General features: G+C 68.4%; 10 protein-coding genes and 1 pseudogene. 10 read left to right on the forward strand and 1 reads right to left on the reverse strand.

The window, feature by feature from the left end; all coding sequences use genetic code 11:
* Positions 1-386 precede the first annotated feature (386 nt).
* The 9 genes and pseudogenes from VFZ66_27870 to VFZ66_27910 all read left to right on the forward strand — a co-directional run bounded on the left by VFZ66_27870 (position 387) and on the right by VFZ66_27910 (position 13,633).
* Positions 387-1,088, forward strand: coding sequence for a metal-dependent hydrolase (locus VFZ66_27870; protein HEX6293033.1), 702 nt, complete (start codon positions 387-389; stop codon positions 1,086-1,088).
* A gap of 527 nt (positions 1,089-1,615) precedes the next feature.
* A complete protein-coding gene (locus VFZ66_27875; GenBank protein HEX6293034.1) occupies positions 1,616-2,143 on the forward strand; it encodes a hypothetical protein in 528 nt (175 codons plus the stop codon).
* Positions 2,144-2,455: 312 nt separating this feature from the next.
* Positions 2,456-2,536 (forward strand): annotated as a pseudogene (locus VFZ66_27880) (DNA adenine methylase).
* 97 nt (positions 2,537-2,633) lie between these two features.
* Complete coding sequence (locus VFZ66_27885) at positions 2,634-3,704, forward strand: hypothetical protein (GenBank protein ID HEX6293035.1); 1,071 nt, start codon at positions 2,634-2,636, stop codon at positions 3,702-3,704.
* A complete protein-coding gene (locus tag VFZ66_27890; GenBank protein HEX6293036.1) occupies positions 3,701-6,835 on the forward strand; it encodes a hypothetical protein in 3,135 nt (1,044 codons plus the stop codon). The genes VFZ66_27885 and VFZ66_27890 overlap by 4 nt, the downstream gene beginning before the upstream one ends.
* Positions 6,836-7,034: 199 nt before the next feature.
* Positions 7,035-7,439 (forward strand): hypothetical protein, encoded by a 405-nt coding sequence (locus VFZ66_27895; protein HEX6293037.1) that lies wholly within the window; start codon positions 7,035-7,037, stop codon positions 7,437-7,439.
* A 186-nt stretch (positions 7,440-7,625) separates the two neighbouring features.
* On the forward strand, positions 7,626-8,924 hold the full coding sequence (locus tag VFZ66_27900; protein HEX6293038.1) for a ParB/RepB/Spo0J family partition protein: 1,299 nt from the start codon (positions 7,626-7,628) through the stop codon (positions 8,922-8,924).
* Between the two features lie 144 nt (positions 8,925-9,068).
* The gene (locus tag VFZ66_27905) at positions 9,069-10,151 is read left to right on the forward strand and encodes a ParB N-terminal domain-containing protein (protein HEX6293039.1); all 1,083 of its coding nucleotides are present in this window, start codon (positions 9,069-9,071) and stop codon (positions 10,149-10,151) included.
* Positions 10,152-10,192: 41 nt separating this feature from the next.
* Positions 10,193-13,633: a MoxR family ATPase gene (locus tag VFZ66_27910; protein ID HEX6293040.1), complete on the forward strand. Its 3,441-nt coding sequence runs from the start codon at positions 10,193-10,195 to the stop codon at positions 13,631-13,633.
* Between the two features lie 49 nt (positions 13,634-13,682).
* On the opposite strand, the gene VFZ66_27915 is transcribed toward VFZ66_27910, so the two are convergent.
* Positions 13,683-13,922 (reverse strand): hypothetical protein, encoded by a 240-nt coding sequence (locus VFZ66_27915; GenBank protein ID HEX6293041.1) that lies wholly within the window; start codon positions 13,920-13,922, stop codon positions 13,683-13,685.
* Between the two features lie 112 nt (positions 13,923-14,034).
* Here VFZ66_27915 and VFZ66_27920 point away from each other — a divergent pair, with 112 nt between their 5' ends.
* Positions 14,035-19,242, forward strand: a complete 5,208-nt coding sequence (locus tag VFZ66_27920) for a hypothetical protein (protein HEX6293042.1) — start codon at positions 14,035-14,037, stop codon at positions 19,240-19,242.
* The last annotated feature ends 59 nt before the right edge of the window (positions 19,243-19,301 follow it).

Consider the following 19,301-nt stretch of genomic DNA (forward strand, 5'->3'; position numbering starts at 1 on the left):
CGGCAGCCGCAGGCGGGCAGAATGGGACTAGGGACGCGCGCGTGCCAGGTGGCGATCGCCGAAGAGCAGATCGGCAGACCTGGCAGGTCAGCGAGTAGGAGCGCGTGCGTCCCTACCCTGGGCAGGCGTCGCAGGGGATGTGACGGGTGAGATCCTTCGAGTATATTGACATAACTAAACAGGTGTCACATGGTGATCGGGAGCGGTCGAAACAGCCGCAGGCGAGATGTGACGGACCCGCCGCCGGGGACCAGGACGCCCCTCAGAGCGGCCAGGAACGGCGCAATCGAGCCGATCCACCAGGAACACCGGAATCATAGCAGCACGGCCTCGATACGCGCCTCCAGCGGCACGTGCGGGCCCACAGTGCAGAAAGGGACGTCGTCATGTCGGGCTTTCAAACACATCTGATCATTGGGGCGGTGGGCGGCCTGGGCCTTGCCCGCTGGCTGGACCATACCCAGGTGCTACCGCTGCCGAGCGGCGTCTGGCAGCTGGGCGCGCCGATCATTCCGCTCGGCCTCACGGGCCTTGGGATCATCCTCGGCTCCGCGCTCTTAAACCTCTGGCCGGATCTGGACGAGCCAGGATCGTGGATGTCCCGCCGGTTGAAAGCGGCGGTGGCCCTGATTGCTGCGCCGCTGGTTGGCCTGGTCGGTTATGCCCTCGCCGCGCAGGGACGGCTACCGATGCGTCCCGAAGGTGCCGCCGTCGTGGGGCTCCTCCTCGGCGCCCTGCTCGTCGGGCCGCTGCTCGGCTGGTTGCTGCTCCGGCTGATTCGGATCGGCGCGGGCGGGCATCGCCGCCTGACGCACAGCCTCGTTCTTGGTGGCGTGCTGGCCGCGCTGGCGGTGGCGCTCTGGCGGAATGGACAGCCGATCTGGGCGCTCGTGCCGGCGGCGCTGGTCGGATCTCAGTGGCTGCATTTGTGTGGCGACCTCGTGACCGTGGCAGGCGTGCCCCTGCTGCACCCGATCAGCGCACGGGATTTCGGGTTGCCCAGACCGCTCGCCGTGGTCGGCGAACCCCTGATCACGGTCGTGGCCCTGCTCGTCGGCTCGTGGCTGCTCTGGGGCATGGCCGCATGATCGACCAGGGCGCGCTGGGCCAGCGGAACGGTCGCTCGATCGGGATCACCCGGCTCACCGTGCTGGCAACCGCCGGTCACGACGCTGGGAATCCCCTCGGCGACCAGCTGCACGGCCTGTTCATCCTGGCACGGCAGGCGGACGAATCGCGTGGCGAGACCTCGGGTCTGCGCACGGACCGGCGCGCGTCTGGTGGTAGGTGCATGCGTCGGGGTGGATCGGGCGGCAGGAGCCACGGATGCGGAGCCGCGCCGTCCGTCAACGGCCACGCACTGGGGTGTGACCTGCCGTGAGGACCACGTCTCGCCATGCGGGATAGTGCGTCCTGATGCGGCAAATCGCGTGGCGAGACCTCGCGATCATGCTCGTTGAGACCTGCGGATTGGGGCTGGACCGGCGAGCGCAAACGCCGGGATGGACGTTCGATCAGCGCCAGAAAGAAGGACACAATGACCCTGACGTACGACGCATTTTGAACCTTGGCGGTCGATGATCCGCTGTCCCCGGTCCGGGGATCACGAGTTCCTTTGGGTGAGGATCGCGCGCTCGCCGAGCAGCTGCGTGCCCACATCGTCGCCCATGCCGATGTGGCGAGCGAGGTGGTGCTGCGCCCGCTCGTCGGCGTGGCGCTCCAGCTGCCGGAGTGGGCCAATGCAGCGGAGGTGGCGCGGGCGATCGATGCCGAACAGGTCACGGCCGGCTTTCTGGATTTTGGGGGCCGGTGCTGTGTCGCGGTGCCAGCCGCGGGGGAACACCTGGAGCAGACGGCGCATGCGGTGGCCAAGGTGCTGCATGGCCTGCTGGAGATCCACACGCCCTACATTAACCGCTACGCAGATGCGTGTGACGAGCCGGAGCTGCGCGCCGTGGACGACGTGGCGGCGATCGAGGCGGTTTGCGAGCTGTTGTCGGCGAACAGCGCGCTGATCCGCCAGATTCAGGCGGTGCGCGCCCTCGCCCTCGCGCCGGAGCTGCGCGCGCTGCTCGACGAAAGCCTGCAGCTCGTGATGGACGAAATCCACGCCAGGCGAACAACCGGGCGTGTCGCCACATAAGGCAGATGTCTGCACATGCTGATTCAGGGCATCACAATCACGCAAACCAGCATGTCCAGACATGCCGTCCGCAGCCGACGCTACCAGGCCCTACGGCCTTCGACCGTGCGCACGGCAGGATACGGGGATGTCTGAACATGCTGATTCAGGGCATCACAACCACGCAAACCAGCGTGTCGAGACATCCGCCGCAGCAGATCGGCAGGCCCAGCTGACCGGTACGACCGATCCCGGTCCGAAGCCAACCGCGATCGCGGTCCGTCCGGTTCCGCCGTTTCGCTGACCGCGTGAGGGGGTGCGCATATACACCACCTGAACCGCACCGGCTTCAACGGCCTGTGTCGCTTCAATCGGCGCGGCGAGTTTAATGTGGCGTTTGGACGGTACACGACCACCAGGTACAGGCGCCATTTCAGTGCCTATGCCGCACTGCTTCGGCGGTGGCGAGGAATCTGGCTACCTGTGTCGAGATTACATGGAGCGGTACGTGATGAGTTGCGACCAGAATCGAAAGACGTATGTTGCCGCGTTGACGAAGCATGGCGGACCGCTCGCCGATGCGCTTGGTGGCTCGGTGATCGCCCCGAAGGTGCTGGAGGCGGTGTTCAATGTGGCGCGCAATCAGCCGTTGCCCGACGATCCAGCAGAACGAGCGAGCCTGCTCGTGCAGGCCGAGAGCGCGACGCGCCTGTTGTTTGCACGGATGCGGCAGGCTGGGTTCACGCCACCAACCCATGCCGCGAACGGCCTCCCCCGGAAAGATGCCCAGCGTGGCTATGGAGCCATTCACCAGACGATTCGCGCGATCGAGCAGCGGCAGAACCTGCCGAAGCTGGCACATGCGATTCTGGAACAGCACACGCCTTCTGGAGCAGCACGGCATGTCCTCAAAACACTTCCACGGGTTGCCGCTATCACAGAAGCTGAGCGCTTGACCGATGAGGATCGTGATGCGTTGAGCGTGGCATGCGACTATCTGCTGCGCAGTGACAGTCCGGTGCCGATCCGCGCCTGGTCCGAGGCTCGGAACACGCCTGATTGGCAGATCGCCGCTCGTACCACAGCACGCGCTATTTCCCTGCTTGCCGCCATGCCAAACGCCGTTTCCTCGACCACGTTTAAGGACGATCCCGGCGAGGTTCCAATCGGTGCCCGCTTGACCCTTTCCTGTGGCTGCGTTTGGGAGCGCACGGCTCGGGGACAGCGTGAAACGTCTGCGGCGTGGTTTCGGTTGCGCGAACGGTGCGATGGTAGATGTCCAAACGACGCGCGGATCGGTGCTCGGCGATGGCTCCCGTCATCCGACAAAGATGCCCGCGTGCTTGGCCCGCAAACGTGGGAGGAGTGGGCGGTTAACAATGCCCATTGCCTACCAAAGGATGTGTTCGACAAAGATGATATTGGTCGGCTGATGGGGATACCTGACGAGCCAGCTACCAGCGAAATGGCACACGTACGCCGTGTCGAGCGAGCGCTGGTGTTTGCTGGTCGCTTCGAGCTTGTTCGTGGTGGATGGAATCCCCGTTATCGGCTCCGACAGACGGATGAGGCAGGGGTATGAGTTGCGATAACAACCGAGCAGCATTTACGACGAAGATGGCGGCAGACCCTGCGGTTGCCGCGGCGTTGGGCAACGGCGATTCCAACCTGGCGGCAAGCGTCCTTGAATCGGTGTACCAAACGGCGAAAAGCCAGGCTGAACGAACGGATCAGCGGCAGTGGCGATCCGGGGATATGTCTCCGTCGGCACGCGCGGCTTTCTTGGCAGCGCAAGCCGGGTGTACCGCGCTCTTCCATCGGATGCTCGCTGCCAAGCTCAAACCACCCGTCCATGGCAAGCCACGTCCAGGCCACTCCCTTGCGCTGCCGAAAAGCGCGGCTGCTCAAGCAGGCTATGCGGCGATCGAGCAAACGCTCCGCGCGATCGAGCAGGGCAAACCCCTCCCGGACGTGACGCATGATCTGCTCGCTGCTCGTGGCGTGAGGCAGCACCCATCCGGGCCCCAGCGAACCGTGACGGCACAGATGGATGCCTTGGCTGGTCACCTGGGCACCATCCCGGTCGATCCCGATCGACCACCGCTCGCCGGATTCCTCACGGCGCTGATGCGTGGGGCGCTGGACCCTGCAACGATGAGCGAGGACGAGTTGTACCAATCCATGACTCGTCTGATCCGTACCGAAGAAATGCAGCAGGCATTCATGCGCGTGCCCCGTCTGCTTGACCTCGCGCGCGGTGATGTGGCGGATGGTGATCCCGCTCTGCGGCGCGAGCTCGATCGTGCGGCCGAGGGCGTGGTGAGCGCGGCAGACGACCGCGACGAGCCTGTTCCACCTGCGTTAGCGGCAGCCGCAGCGGCCTATCAGGCCGATCCATCCACGGCGGCGGCATTTGCCGTCGCGCTCGCCGAGACAGCCGGTCTGCCGCGCTGTCCCCAGTGCGGTCAGTTCCAAGATGCCGCAGGGCAGCATGCCTGTGCGATCCGCAGCGTCATCGACACCTTTCCAGCGCTGCGCGTTCAAACCGAGCCACCGTACCAGGATCGGCAGGGACTGGAGCAGTTGACCGCGCCGGCGGTGCATGCGGCGTTGACGAGGGCGGCACAGGGGCTGTGTGGGCCAGCCGTCCCCTCACGCGTGCGGGCGGCGGCCGAAACGTACCTGGGAGCAACCGCCACCGGTCCGAGCGCGGCGGCAACCCGGGCCTTTGTGGCGATCGTGTGGGCGGCGGGCGAAACGACGCCCGCGACGGAGCAGAGCCACGTCCGCATGCGCGAGGTGATCGCCCGCCGCATCGAGCAGCTGCCCTGCCTCAATCTGGTGAATGGCATCCATGACCAGGATGCCCGGCCGGCGATTGCGGGACTGCGCGGAACAGCCAATGGACTCCTGAGTACGCCCGATGCTCCGATCGATTGGCGTTTGGCTGCCGCGGCGTGGCAGCAGCAGCGTCCGTTCAACGATTGGTCGCCGACGGCTGCGCATGATGTCGCCTTTGCGCGCTTTCTCGCGGAGACGAGCGGTCTGCTTCGATGCCCGCAGTGCCAGCAGTTCATGTCACCATCACGGGACCATGGCTGTCCGGCGATATTGCCTGCCGCACCGATCCAGGTCACGCCGACGATCGTCGCTGTCGCCTCGGGCCGTGGGAGCTTTCCTGCGAGCTTCCGCCAGCCGAGCCCTGACCTGCAAGCCCTGGTGGACCTGGCGCAGGCACTTGCCGCTGATCCGCAGACGTATGGAACCGCGCGGGGTGCCGCGGCGAACTTTCTGATGCGCCTGCACGAGTTGGAAACACGGTATGCCATTGGCGTGCCAGTCGCGTCGCTGGAAGGTGCCTGTCTGGATCTTGCGCGGGCGGCGTGCGAAGATGCGGGGTTGATCCACTGCGGCGGCTGTCCTGCCTATGTCGCCGACCCAGCGCAGCATGACTGTCCCAATGATGGCTCTGGGTGGTCAGTGCCGCGGGTGATCGACGAGGCGGTCACGACTCTGGCTACAACGCCGACGCTGGTGGACTGGCTGAACCGTCAGCGCCATGCTGGACTGGCCGCAAGCGACGCGCTGACCGATGATGAGTTGAGCGCCGTCCTTTCGGCCATGGTCCGCTTTGAGGACGGCGCCATCGACGATGAGCTGTCCACAGGTGCCTACGCGTTGCTTACGGCGGTCAAGCAGGTCGGCCGGGTTGGGTTGGATACGCCGCAGCGGGGCGGCACCCTCCAGGAGCGGATCGCGGCGATGGCCTTGGTGGACCTGCTGTGTCGTCGTGCCGGTCGGCAGCGCTGTCCCGACTGTGGTGCATGGATGGTAGCAGATGGGTCCCACGCCTGCCTGACCCGTCTCGCCCGGCAGGCGACCGCTGCTGCGCGCTCGCCGGTCGACGTCAGGCAGCGGCTGCAGGCTAGCCAGGATCTCGACGACGACGCGCGTGCGGCTGCCCTGGGCCAGTTGATCGCCGAGGGTCATGCGGACGCCGTCGTTGGGTGGGTCCGTCAGGAGGAACGCCCACGGCTGCAGGTGCGCACGCTCGTGCAGGCAGCAGCCACGCTGCAGGGCGTGACACGCCAGCACACGGTGCAGGCCGCGCTCACCTGCGCTGCTGCGATTGCGGATGATGATGTCCGCGCCCATGCGTTGGTCGAGGTCGCCCGGGCGCTGGGTGACCGGGCGAGCGATGGACCCCTTGCGGACCGCGCGCTGGAGCTGGCGAGACGGGTGCGGGTACCCGCCTATCGGGCACGTGCCTTGGCGCAGCTGGTTCCGCTGACCGCGCCTGACGCGCAAGCAGCGGTCGTGGCGGAAGCCCTGACCGATCTGCAGGCAGGGGTCGATTCCACGATTCAGTATGACGTGTTGAGCACCCTGGGCGCGACGACCCCAGCAGCCCACCTTGAGCCGGTGGTCCGCGCCACGACCCTCCTGAAGGACACCACCCACCGCGACATTGTCAGATCGATCATCACCGAAACCTTGGCGCGTGGCAGCAGGCATGTCGCCGCCTCGATCATCGTCGATGGCATCCGGTCAGGAGAGCTGCGGTCGAAAGCGATTGTGGAGATTGCCACCAGCACCACCATTCCCGTTGGAGCCTGGGCCGCGTTCTACCGGGCAGCCGAGCGCATTCGTGCGCCGCGGTGGCGTGCGCCAGCGCTCGCCGCATTAGAGGACAACGCACGGCGACGGGCCTGAGGTCACCGGTCAGCCTGCACCACCGCGGCGACGAGGAAGCCGATGAGCCCGATGTCCGTTCGTGGCAAAGTGGCAGATAACGCGCTGATCTTGGCCACACGGCTTGGTATGCTGGTGGGGGACGACCGAGCGCAGCAAACCACCCAGTGAATCACCACCCACGTTCACGCATGACTCTGTATGTTCCTGAGGAGACACTATGCCAGATACGCACCGCCGCTATTTCTTCTATCACAATGCGCAGACCGACTTTTTTGAGCTGGGCTACCTCGCGGAGGGGCTGCCCGGCGTGGTGCTCTACCGGTCCAGCGCGCTCGGCAGCGGCACCGGCCGTGCCCTGCTGGTGTGGCCGCTCCGGGCGGAGACCCCGCCACCGCGTCTGGCCATTCCGGCGTCGCTCATCGCGCAGCCGCCCTTTCGGTTCTGTTCCGCCGCCGAGGCGCTGGCGGCGTTCGAGGCGTCCTTTCGCGACCTCCGCTGGCTTGGCTTCGAGGACCCCTTCGCCCAGCGCTGCTGGAATGTGCCGGATCTGGTCGCCCAGTTCCAGCGCCAGGTCGCCGCCGATGCCCAGGCCCGCGCGCGCCACGCGCGGCAGGCGGCCTGATCGACAGCCCCCATCCCCCAACAGTCCCGCTCAGCGGATAGGCCATCACCGACACCGATTGGCAGATAAGCCGCACCCCAGCCCGCTTCTGCTGCGCTATGCTGGATGCTGCAAGCTGTCTCGGCGGGAATGTCGCTGCCCTGGATGCGCCAGGAGCGAGCACCGCCCGTGTCCAAAGGATGACCGATGCCGAACCACCCGACCCCCGCACCCACCGACGCGCCTGACGTGGCCGTCGCCGATCAGCTGGCTGGCCTGCCGCTGCGGATCGCCCTCGTCGATCTGGACGAGGATCTGACCCAGCCACGCCAGGAGTTTCCCGACGATCGCCAGCAGGAGCTGACCGCGAGCGTCGCCGCCGCCGGCATCCAGCAGCCGCTGCTCGTCCGTCCCGTGGGGAACGGCCGCTATGTCGTGGTCGATGGCGCCCGCCGCAAGCGCGCGGCGGAGGCGGCGGGCCTCCGCGAGGTACCCTGTGTCCTGTGCGACGAGGTGAATTGGCTTGCTGTCAAGCAGAGTCAGCTCATCACGAATGGCTTTCACCAGTCCCTGACGCCGCTGGAGCTGGCCCAGACGCTGGAGCTGCTCTGGCTCGGCCACCAGATCGCCGCCTTTGAAGCCGATGCGGGCGATGATGGCACGCAGACGGCGGTGCTCGTGGCGGCGGCGGGCAGTCCCGCCCGGCAGATCGCGGCGCTGCGCGACCGGCTCTGCGCGCTGTCCGGCTTTCCGAACCGCGACGCCTACCTGAGCAGCGGCGCCCACGTCCGCGTGTCCTGGACGACGGTCTTGGAGGCCATTGGCCTGGTGCAGATGACCGCTGACCAGCGCAAGCGTCTGCTGAGCCTGCTCGACCTGTCGCTGGAGGCCCAGGACGCGCTGGCCGGCGTCGACGTGAGCCAGCGCACCTTGCGGGAGCTGGCGCAGCGTCCGCCGGACGAGCAGCAGGCGCTCATCGCGCAGGCGCAGGATCAGGACGATGTCGGCGCGGCGCTGCGGCAGGCACTGAGCGCGCCGCTGCAGACCGACGCTGCACCGGAGCGGATCGCTGACTGGTCGCCCGAAGCCCTGGCCCAGGCTCTGGATGCGGCAGACACCGCGGACGCACCCAGCTCCGCCCGAGCCGGGCAGCGGGCTGCGCGCGGCGATCCTGACGACGGGCTGCCGCTGGATGTGGATGCCGATCAGCGCGCGACGTTTGAACCCGATCCGACGCTGGCGCTGCCGTTTTCAACCGGTCCAGGCCGGAAGCTGGTCTCGGAGCGGGGCGACATTGGCCGGGGCTCGCTGCCGCCGGATGGTCACGAGTATTGGTCCGAGGACGAAGCACTGCAGCTCTCCGGCGCGCTTGAGGCCGCCCTGAAGGTGCTGGACGGTGTCGGGCCGGGCTATCTGTCGGAGCAGCACTGCGGCTGGCTGCAACCGATGTGGCAGGAACTGGTCCTCCGCCTTGATGCTGCCGGGCTGGCGGCCCAGCCGGACTAGGCGCGTCGGGACTCGGGTCTGAACGAAGGCGACCAAAGGCGCAGGACGATCATGCAGACATCTTCCCCCCAATCTGGCGCGGCCCGTGCTGCTGCGAGCGGCCCGGCGGCTGATCCGGGACCGCCCACGCTCCAGGTGCTGCCCGTGGCGGCGATTCGGACCACGGCGCAGAACCCACGGGCCACCGAGACGGCACTGGACGATCTGATCGCCAGCCTGGCCGTCGAGTCCGAGCCGTATCTCGCGCAGCCGCCGTTGGTCGAGGACCGCGGCGACGGCGCGTACCGGATCATCGCCGGCGAGCGGCGCGTGCGCGCGGTGACCGCGGCCGGCTGGGCGACGCTGGCCTGTCTGGTCTATCCCGCGCTTGATCCGGCCCTGGCCCACGAACTGCGCCTGGTCGAGAACCTCCACCGCGCCGCCCTCGATGCCCTGGACGAAGCCTGCGCGCTCCGCATCGCCTGGTTCCGCGCCAATGCCGATGCGCTGGGCGTCGGCGTCGCCGCACGGGACATCCTCGGACGGGAGCACCCGCCGACCGAGACGCTCGCGCAGCTGGGGGCGCTCCTCGCCACGGTGGGCTTCGCGCCGACCCGTCCGGTGGTGACCTGGGAGCAGGTGCTGGACCGCTTGGGGCTGGATCTCAGTCCGGCGCAGCGGAAGCGCCGGATGCGGTTGTTGTCGCTCGACAGCGCGGTGCAGGCGCAGGCCCGCGTGCTGGACCTCAGTCCGGCGGCGATGCGGGCGCTGGGGACGCTGGAGCCGGCCCAGCAACAGCGGCTGCTGCAGGAGGTTGCGGAGGACCCGCGCCTGGCCCGGAAGATTCGCCGCATCGCCAGCACGGTGACCAAGGGTACCTACACGCTGGACCAGGCGCTCGACGAGGCCCGCGGCCGGGTGCGGTTCGCGGCCGATCCGGACGGCGGCGCGGCCCGCGAGCTGCCAGCCCTGAGCGGGGACGCCGATGTGGGGGAACCAGGTGCGGCTGGGGGACCGGATGACGCGGCCGTGGCCGCTGCGGACAGCGGCCCTCCCCAACCGGATCAGACGGTGATCGATGCGGTCATGGAGCTGATTAACGTCGCCAGTTCCGTGACGTCCGCCGTCGCCACCTTCAAACGCGCCATCGGCACCCAGTCGATCGCCGCGCTGGGCGAGCCCTGGGGCGGCTATGCCCAGTACGCGCTCGCCCTGCTGCGCGATGCGACCACGGAGCTTCCAACCTGAGCCTTGGCATTGCACGAGTACACCGTGAAAGGAATTTGTCCATGTCCTGCGATGGCAACCGCAACAAATACTTTGCCCATGTGTGCAGCCCTGGCAGCGCCGCAGCCGCCGCGTTCGGTGGTCAGGCCGAGGCCCAGGCGGCGCTGGAACAGATCTTCGCCACCGCCCGCAGCCAGCCGGTGACCGATCAGCAGCTGCCCAAGCTGGCCGAGATCAGCACCCGGGCCCTGTTTGCACAGATGCAGGTCGCCCAGCTGAAGCCACCAACGCACTCGGCGTCTGGGCTGCCCCGCGCCGATGCCCAGCGCGGCTACCACGTCGTCTATCAAACCCTGGAAGCGCTCAAACGGGGCCAGACCCTGCCCTCGCTCGCCCGCCAGGTGCTGGCGGCACGCCAGGAGCAGCGGACGATCGACGCGCGGGGCCTGAACGCGATCGGGCGGTTGCACTGCACCTCGTGCGGCCAGTTCGTCAAGCCGCAGGGCGGCCACATCTGTCCGCCCACGGCGACGCCGGAGGCCATGGGTCGCGCGCTGCGGCGTCGCCTCCGGGTGCCCGCGACCGCCTATCCGGAGGGCGTGCTGGCGAAGCTGATCGAGCAGGCCAGGCAGGGCCCCATTCAGATGACCCACGGCGTCAGCGGCGAGCAGGTCGCGGTGACGCTGGACGGGTTGCCGCAGGCGCTGGGCGGAGGCTTTCTGCCCGATTGGTTCCGCAGTGAATCCGGCTTTGCGCTGGCCCAGGCGGTGGGTGGGCGCGTCGTCCCAGTCTTCGACGCCACCGGCTTGCAGCGCGTGGCGCTCGCGCCGACGGCGATCGGGCAAGCCGCCCAGGCATATGGCCGGCAGCTCGCGCCGGGGGCCGTGCCCGGAACTGCCGCGTCCGTGCCGAGTTTACCGGCGCATCAGGTCGCGACGGCGGCGACCACCAGCGTCACGGGCGGACAGCCCTACGATGTGGGCCATTTCATCGGAACCGAGTATCGCAAAACGGACGCGCTCGGCACGCCGGTGACGGTCCAGGGCAAAACCTACACCGTCGGGCAGCGCGTAACGAGTCCGAACGCCTGGGGCAGCGCCCGCCACAGCGGCGTGGAGCCCGTGCCAGGTGCCACCAAGCGCAATCCCCATCCCACCAATCCGAGCGTGGGGGTGGGCCGCACCACCTATGCGGCGGTGGGGCTGCTCCTCGACGGCGAGATCGTGGAAACCAGCGATGGCACGGTGGAGGTCTATACCAAGGGCCGCGGGCAGCTGCTCAGCGTGTACGATCCCGCCACCCAGACCGTCGGCGATACGCAGGGCGCGACGAACGCCTCGGCCGAGCAAGTGGCGGCGGTGATGGCGTACCTGGCCCTGCATCCGCAGACGGCCTCCGATGTCGCGCTGGCGAACGACCTGATTCGCGCCCAGCAGGGGACCGGCGAGCCGCTGGCTGCCGCGGATGGGGCCTATATCGCGTTCAAAAATGGTCCGCTGGCCGGGAATGGAACGATCACCTTTGGTGGTCAGGTCGGCACCCAGAAGTGTCCCGCGTGCGGGCAGTTCATGGGCGACGCGCACGTGTGTCCCGCGGCGGGCGCGAGCGCCGCAGTGGCGCCCGCTGCAGGTGCTGCAGCCCCGGCCACCCCGGCACCGGCCCCCTTCGATCCGGCGACGGGTGGCGTCAACCCCGCGACGGGCTTCTATGACACGCCCACTGATCCGTATGCGCCGATTCTGGCGGATGGCGCGGGGACCGCTGCGGAGACCGGCCCGGTCGCCGCGGTCGCCGCGCCGGCAGCCGAGGCGTCAACGGCGGCATCCGTACCAGATGCCGTGGCGCCGATCTCGCCGAGCGCCGATCCCCAGTCTCCGGTGGAGGAGCCGGTCGCCGCGCCACCGCGCGAGGGTGCCGCCCCCACCGTGGCGATTGGCGCGCCGGAGGGGACGGGTGCGGCACCTCCGGTCCCGCCGATCGCGGTCACGGTCGAGCCGAAGATCGAGGTCACCGTTCCCCTGGATGCCGACGCCTTTGCCGCGGCGCTCGCGGCCAATCTGCGGACCATCGCACCCACGGCGGCGACCCAGGCGACCACCGCGACCGATCTGTCCGAGGTGGGCGCGGCGATGCGCGAGCTGGCGGCGGCGATGCAGGCCGTCGCGGCGACGGGCCAGGGCCTGCCGGTCGGCGAGGCGGGCGGGCGACGGCGGCGTGGGCGGACCCAGGCGGACGATCCGACCACGGAGCGCCCGGCGCCGGATGAGGAGCGCACGGGACCGCGCGTGCGCACGGCGGGGAAGCCGATCGACATCACCCGGCCGAAAACCGCGCAGGAACATATTGTGGATCTGGTCGTCCTCGACGCGCCCGATCCGTTCTTGACCAACGTGCCGCGCGCCGTCGGCGGCGATCTCGACCGGCCGCTGACCGAACGGGTGCCGGACGTCGATCCGAACTTCGCGATCAACGAGCAAACCGAGAAGATTCTGCGCACCATGTCGGCGATGCTCCAGCTCGGCGGCGGCAAAGCCCAGAACACCTGGTCACGGGCGTTTGGCATCTACGGCCCGCCCGGCACCGGCAAGAATACGACCGCGCGCCAGCTGGCGGCGTCGATCAAAACCCGCGACGCACAGGGGAACATCACCCAGGGCATGAACTACGCCGAGGTGAATATCACCCCCGAATCGTCGATGGACGAGATGATTGGCACGACGATCTTGACGACCGATCCCCAGTCAGGCGCCACCGTGTCGAAGGTTGCGCTCGGCAAGATCGGCCTGGCGGCGGCAATGGGCTCGGTGATCTGCGTCAACGAGATCGTGCGCAACCCCAAGCTGGCGACGGCGCTCCAGTCGATGCTGGAAGACGGCGAGATCCACGTCAACAGTCCGGAGACGGGCGACCTGATCAAGGTGCCGGTGCATCCCTCGACGGTGTTTGTGCTGACCTGGAATCCGGGCAACGAGGGTGATCCGGACCGCCCGGCGCAGGCGCCACTGGAGCGGATTATTCCGCTGCACCTGGGCGCGCCGAGCGCGAAAGAGCAGGAGGGGCGGATCGACGCGTTCTTCGCGCAGTTCGGCACGCCGGACCCGGGGGGCAGCACCACGGCGGCAGACAACGAACGGCGGCGGCAGGAGATCCTGGCGAACACCTACGGGATTCCGAGTGGTCAGGCGCTGATTCCGAGCGCGGCGGAAAAGGCGGCGGCGGTCCGCCTGTTCAACGAGCTGGGGCAGCTGGCGAGCGGGTTTGGCGGCGGACGCAAGCTGGGGTTGAACAGCGACACGCCGACGGCGCCGGGTCCTCGTCGCCTCAACAGATTCATGGCGATCGGCAAGACCCAGGGCTGGCTCTCGGCGTTGGAGACGCTGAAAATTTCATGCGATCAAGATGACACCTTCGACGAGCAATGGCGTCTCGTGCAGGAAACCTTCGCCCGCCATTTCGGCGACGACGGCGAGGCCCTGAGCCGGTCAGCACCGGCGCAGGATTAGCCCGCAGGGGACGCGCCGACGGCTGCGGCTCCGGTGTGCCACGCATCCATCAGGTGACACCGGGCGGGGGTGGGGGCGTCGGGCCAGCGCCCCGGGAGGGCGGGAGGCGGCGGAGATAGAGGACCCCGGTGGTGGGATTCCAACTGGTCGCGGCGATCCCGGCGGTCTGGAGGTCGGCGTCGGCGTCCTGAAACAGGGTCCAGCCCGGATCGCCGGCGGCCAGGATGATGATCCGGGTGGCGTCGGGAAAGGCCCGGCGGGCCAGGGCTTCAAGCTCGGTGTCCTGCATGGCGGTATCGTACCATGACGCCGCCGGTGTGGGTAGCGGCCCGCGGCGGTGGACCGGCGAGGGCCTGCCGCGGTCGAATCAGGCAGTCGGTGAAGCGAAAGGTCCGTAGTATATGTCCTGCGACGGAAATCGTACCAAATACTTTCAGCACGTCGTCGCCGGAGCGGGCGCGGGCGCGGGCGTGGGCGTGGCCGACCTGGAGCAGGTGTATCAGGCCCGGCGCGGGCAGCCGGCGGATCAGCACGCGGCGCTGACGGCGGAGGCCAAAACGCGCGCGCTGTTCCTGGCGATGCAGCAGGCTGGCTTCACCCCGCCGACGCATGCGGCGGATGGGCTACCCAGACGCGAGTCGCAGCCCGGCTATGCCGCCGTGTACGATCTCCTCAGACAGCGCGGGTGGCTCGGCAGCGGTCCTGGCCAGCCGGTCCAGCCGGCCCTGGCGATGGCGACCGCGCCGCAGCCAGTGGCGGCTGCGACCGGACCGGTGGTGCCGGATGCCGCCCGCGACGCCGCGCGAGCCGCGCTCGCGGCCTGCCCGGAGTTGATCGACCTCGTGGCGGATGCGTACACCTATCGTCAGGGACCGCACGGAGACAGAGATAGCGAGCACCTCGTGGCGCTTGCCAACGCCTGGTTCGCCGACCAGAGCCTGCCCCAGGATCTGCGGAATGCCGCCGGGACCTTTCGCGCCTATGCCACACACCACCCGGTCGCCGTCCGGTTTGCCACCACCGTCTGCGAAGCGGGGGGCCTGACGCGCTGTCCCCACTGCCAGCGCTTCCAAAGCCTGACGCTGGCCCATGTCTGTCCGCGGCCCAAGCCCCGGTACGACCGCAACGGCTACGACGCCGAAGGCTACAATCGCGAGGGCTACAATCGCGAGGGCTTCAACCGCAAAGGCCGCGACCGCGAGGGCTATGAGGCAAGCGGCTATAAAGCGGGCTATAACCGGCACGGCTATGACGCCAATGGCTATGACCGAAGCGGCCTGACGACGGCCGGCTACACCCGCGACGGCACGGATGCCAGCGGCTGGACCAAAGAAGGGTACCGGCCGGATGCGCAGCAGGTGCTGCGGGATCGCCAGGGCTACGATCGGGAGGGCTATGACGCGCAGGGCTACGACCGCCTGGGCTACGACCGCGCGGGCAAGGATCGGCAGGGCCAGTTCCACCCGCAGTGGCAGCCCGACGCGCAGGGCATCTATGGCGACGGCCTGGATGCCTGGGGCTGTGGGCCGGATGGCTATGATGCCCAGGGGCGGGACCGCTACGGCTTCGATCGCAGCGGGTATAACAGCGCGGGTTACGATCGCAACGGGTTCACCAAGCAGGGCCTGAACGCGGACGGCAACGATGCCGACGGCTACGATCGCGCCGGGTTCAAGGTCGGGCCGGACGGCGTGCCGCGGAACCGGGCGGGCTATGACGCCGAGGGCTATGACGCGCAGGGCTTCAGCTGGACCGGCTACGACAAAAACGGTCTGGATCGGCATGGCCAGCCGCGGATGACCACCGACCGGAAGGGCCAGCTGGTCGAACCGAAATACAACAAATCCGGCTGGGATAAAGACGGCTACGATCGCTGGGGCTATCACCGCAAGACCGGCCTGACCGCGCCCGATGCCCAGGGCGTGCAGCGCAACCCCTGGGGCTGGATCTATGACCCGGCGACGCAGGAATGTTATGACCCGACCGATCCGGCGTACCGGGTGGCGCATACCGGCGATGGTGCCTTCTACGGCCCGGGGTCGTTCTGCTGGGATCGCTGGACGAAACGCGGGGTGGTGATCCGCAAGAGCGATGGGTATGGGCAGGACCGGGCGCAGCCGCGGATGCGCGCCCAGCCGGCCCCGCCGGTCACGCCCCATGCCGATATGACCTACGCCGACTACCGCCGCGCGCAGGGCAACGTGACCGGTCATTTCTACACGGTGCAGCAGACGGAAGAGCGGGCGAAAACCCAGTACCAGCAGATCCAGCATCCGACGCCGGAGCAGCGCTGGGCGACGGCGCGGGCGCGCTTCGACGACAAGGCGTGCTGGAATGGCGTGCTGCTGCGGTGTCCACACTGCGGGCAGTTCACCAGTGGCACGGATCACCGCTGCCCGTCGTTCCCGGCGCACGAAACCGGGGTCCGCACCTTCGTCTCGGGGCTGGTCATGTCGCAGAATGCGCTGGTGGTCGTGCCGGACAAGCCCGACTATGATCCGACCTATCAGTGGGGCGGGTACAATCAGCACGGATTTGATGCCGACGGCTATGACCGGCAGGGCTATAACCGGGCGGGGCAGGACCGCCAGGGCTATACGCGGGAAGGCTACGATGTCTTCGGCTATGATCGCCAGGGCTACGACCGGGATGGCTATAACCGCCAGGGCCTGGACCGCGACGGCACCCCGAAACCCAAGACCATCGCCGAGGCCGCCCGGCACCTGGACGACGACGCCAGCCCGGTCGATAACAAGCACCTGGCCGATCTGTACAGCCGCCTGTGTAGCGGCCTGGTCGGCCAGCCACGCCGGGTGATCCTGCGACCGGGGGCGCTCTCCGTCAACCCGGTGACCGGGGAGCACCGGTACCTCACGAGCGGCTTTGCGACCGATATGCGCGGCAAGATCATGGCCGATCCGACGCCGCTCGGCCCCAACGCCGATCCCCGCGATAACCTGATCGTCACCCGCGCGGGACTCTACCACGAAATCGGGCATGAGCAGTTCACGCCGCCGGAGCTGTGGGCGGCGGTGCTGGACGCGCACAAGAGCGAGACGCCGGTCGACTTTGAAACGTCTACCGGCGGCACGCTCACCCTCGACGCGGGGCGGCGGTTTCTGCCGCAGATCTATAACCTCGTCGAGGATGGCCGGATGGAGCGCGAGGTGGCGCGGACCTATCCGGGCGCGGGCGAAATCATGGCGGCGAGCTGCCGGCTGGAAGACCGCTGGCACTGGCAGCCGGGGGAGCAGCGCGACGACTACGGGGACCTGACCGGCGCGCTCTTGTATGAGGCGCTGCCCTACTATAAGGTCCGCCCGGAAGTCGTCGAGGAGCGGCTGTCGCCCCGCGCGCGGCGGCTGTTCGAGGAGTTGCGCCCCCTCGTGCGGCAGGCGGTCCACGGATCGCCGGACGATGCGTTCAATGCAGCCGTGATCATCGCCAGACGGCTGGAGGAGGAGGGGATCGTCGATCATGACGAGGCCAAACGGCGCGGCATGACGCCGCCGCCACCGCCGCCCCCAGGCACCAAGGCCCGCCGGCCCAAGATCACGATCGACGGCGATCAGGTGATCGACGCCAGCCAGATGGGCGGCGGTGGCGGTGGTGGTCCGGAGGTCGACGTCGAGTTTACGGGCCACGTCACGATCAAAAACGCCGATGCTCTGGATGGACAGCAGGGGGGCGGCCAGGCGACCTTCAGCGGCGGCGTGACCTATGAAGGGGGGCAGCCCAAAGGCGGGCAGCAGCGAGGCAACCAACAAGGCAACCAACAGGGTGGTCAACAAGGCGGGCAAGCCGGTGGGCAGCAAAGCGGCCAGCAGGGCGGTCAGGCTGGGGGACAATCTGGGGGGCAGTCAGGCGGGCAGTCAGGTGGGCAGTCGGGCGGGCAATCCGGTGGACAATCCGGTGGACAGCAAGGCGGCCAGGCGGGCGGACAATCCGGGGGTCAATCCGGCGCTTCGTCTGAGGGACAAGCCGGCGGGCAGCAAGGTGGGCAGCAGGGCGGCCAACCAGGGAGCGACCCGTCTGGCCAGGCGGGGGGTGGTCGCGGACAGGGTAGCCAGGATGATGACGCACCCGGTGGTCGCCGGCGTGGATCTGGGGCGGCCGAGGACGACGCGCCGACGGGACGGCGTCCGGCGGCGGCCGAGGAGGAGGCCGGCGGCGGTGGCGGTGGCGGTCGGACGGCCGAGGACGACGCAACCGGCACGGGCCGAGGTGGGGGAAGCGCGGGTGATGACGCGCCTACCGGGCGGCGGGACGCAGCGACCGACGACGATGGGGCCGGTGGTGGCCAGGGTCGGACCGCTGAGGACGACGAACGCGGAACCGGTCACGGACTGGGTGGCACGGATGACGACGCTGCGGCGCCACCCCAACCAGGCGCGCCTGAGGACCCGGCGGGCGGTGGCGCTGACCCGCGCGTCGATGATGATGCGGCGGGAACCGGACGCGGCCGTGGCGCTGGTGCCGACGACGATGATGGGGACGACTGGGGCGCTGGCGATCCGTATGTGGGCGACGTCGACGGCGACGACGGGTACTTCTCCGATGACGGGGGGACCGTGTCCGGCTCGACCGGGCAGGTTGGCCGGGGTGGACGGGCCAGCGTCCAGGGTGGCAGCGGGCAGCTCCGCGATTGGGACTCGCCCTTTACCGAGGCGCAGATCGTCGACGCGGTGGCCGAAGTCGAAGCCGCCGCCGCGCATGCGATCGAAGAAGGCGTCCGCGCGGCGGCGACGCCCGAAGCGCTGGGCCGCGATCTCCACCGGCCGATGGACAATCGCGCAGCAACCCGCCAACGCTACAAAACCCCCGATGGGCGCGTCGAAACGGTCCAGGTCGCCACGCCCAAGAGTGGCAATGCGCCGCTCAACGACTCGCTGGAGCGGCGCCGGCCCAGGCATCGGGAGATTGCGCGGGATCTGGCCAGGCAGCTCAAGGCGATTCGCGAGCAGACGGATCAGCGCCTGCGCTATCAAAAGGACGGCCGGATCGACCGGCGGCGCTTTGTGGCGGCGGTCAAAGGCGCGGAGGATGTCAAAACCCGGATCAAAGAGCTGCCGGCGACGGCGTTTGCGGCGAGCGTGGCGGTGGATCTGTCGGGCAGTATGGCGACGCTGATCCAGAATGCCTCGCTCTTCGACGCGACGATGATCCTGAGCGACACGTTTGAGGATCTGGCGATCGCGCACGAGGTGCGGGGCTTTGGCTCGGATGCCGCGCAGTTCAAGTCGATGGGTGATCCACGCTTCGATCCGGAGCGCTCGGCCGTGCTGGCGGCCGGCAACCGGGGTGGGACCAACATGGCGGGCACGGCCGGCCTGGCGACGCAGGCGCTGCGGGCGCGCGAGGAAGGCAACAAGCTGTTTGTCGCGCTGAGCGATGGCGCGCTGGGCGATCACCAGGAGGCCGTCGCGATCTTGAAGGAGGCGCGGCGGAACGGGGTGGTGACCTTTGGGATCTTCTTAGGGACCCGCGCGCCGACGCAGCAGATGGACGAGCTGTATGGGCCAGGCAACTGGGTCCAGATCAACGACATCAAGGATTTTCCGGTGTCGGTCGGACGGCGCATCTCCCAGATCTTCAAGCAGTTGCGCTGACACCGAAATCGGGTATACTTTCGCGCTCTTTAAATGAACATAATGTACATGAAAGGTGA

It is taken from the genome of Herpetosiphonaceae bacterium (assembly GCA_036374795.1).
Classification (GTDB): Bacteria; Chloroflexota; Chloroflexia; order Chloroflexales; family Kallotenuaceae; genus LB3-1.

What these genes read in the sequence shown, in the direction of transcription:
- VFZ66_27920 (HEX6293042.1), top strand. Translation starts at nt 14,035, where the DNA reads ATGTCCTGCGACGGAAATCGTACCAAATACTTTCAGCACGTCGTCGCC.
- VFZ66_27870 (HEX6293033.1), top strand. Translation starts at nt 387, where the DNA reads ATGTCGGGCTTTCAAACACATCTGATCATTGGGGCGGTGGGCGGCCTG.
- VFZ66_27895 (HEX6293037.1), top strand. Translation starts at nt 7,035, where the DNA reads ATGCCAGATACGCACCGCCGCTATTTCTTCTATCACAATGCGCAGACC.
- VFZ66_27915 (HEX6293041.1), bottom strand. Translation starts at nt 13,922, where the DNA reads ATGCAGGACACCGAGCTTGAAGCCCTGGCCCGCCGGGCCTTTCCCGAC.
- VFZ66_27910 (HEX6293040.1), top strand. Translation starts at nt 10,193, where the DNA reads ATGTCCTGCGATGGCAACCGCAACAAATACTTTGCCCATGTGTGCAGC.
- VFZ66_27885 (HEX6293035.1), top strand. Translation starts at nt 2,634, where the DNA reads ATGAGTTGCGACCAGAATCGAAAGACGTATGTTGCCGCGTTGACGAAG.
- VFZ66_27890 (HEX6293036.1), top strand. Translation starts at nt 3,701, where the DNA reads ATGAGTTGCGATAACAACCGAGCAGCATTTACGACGAAGATGGCGGCA.
- VFZ66_27900 (HEX6293038.1), top strand. Translation starts at nt 7,626, where the DNA reads ATGCCGAACCACCCGACCCCCGCACCCACCGACGCGCCTGACGTGGCC.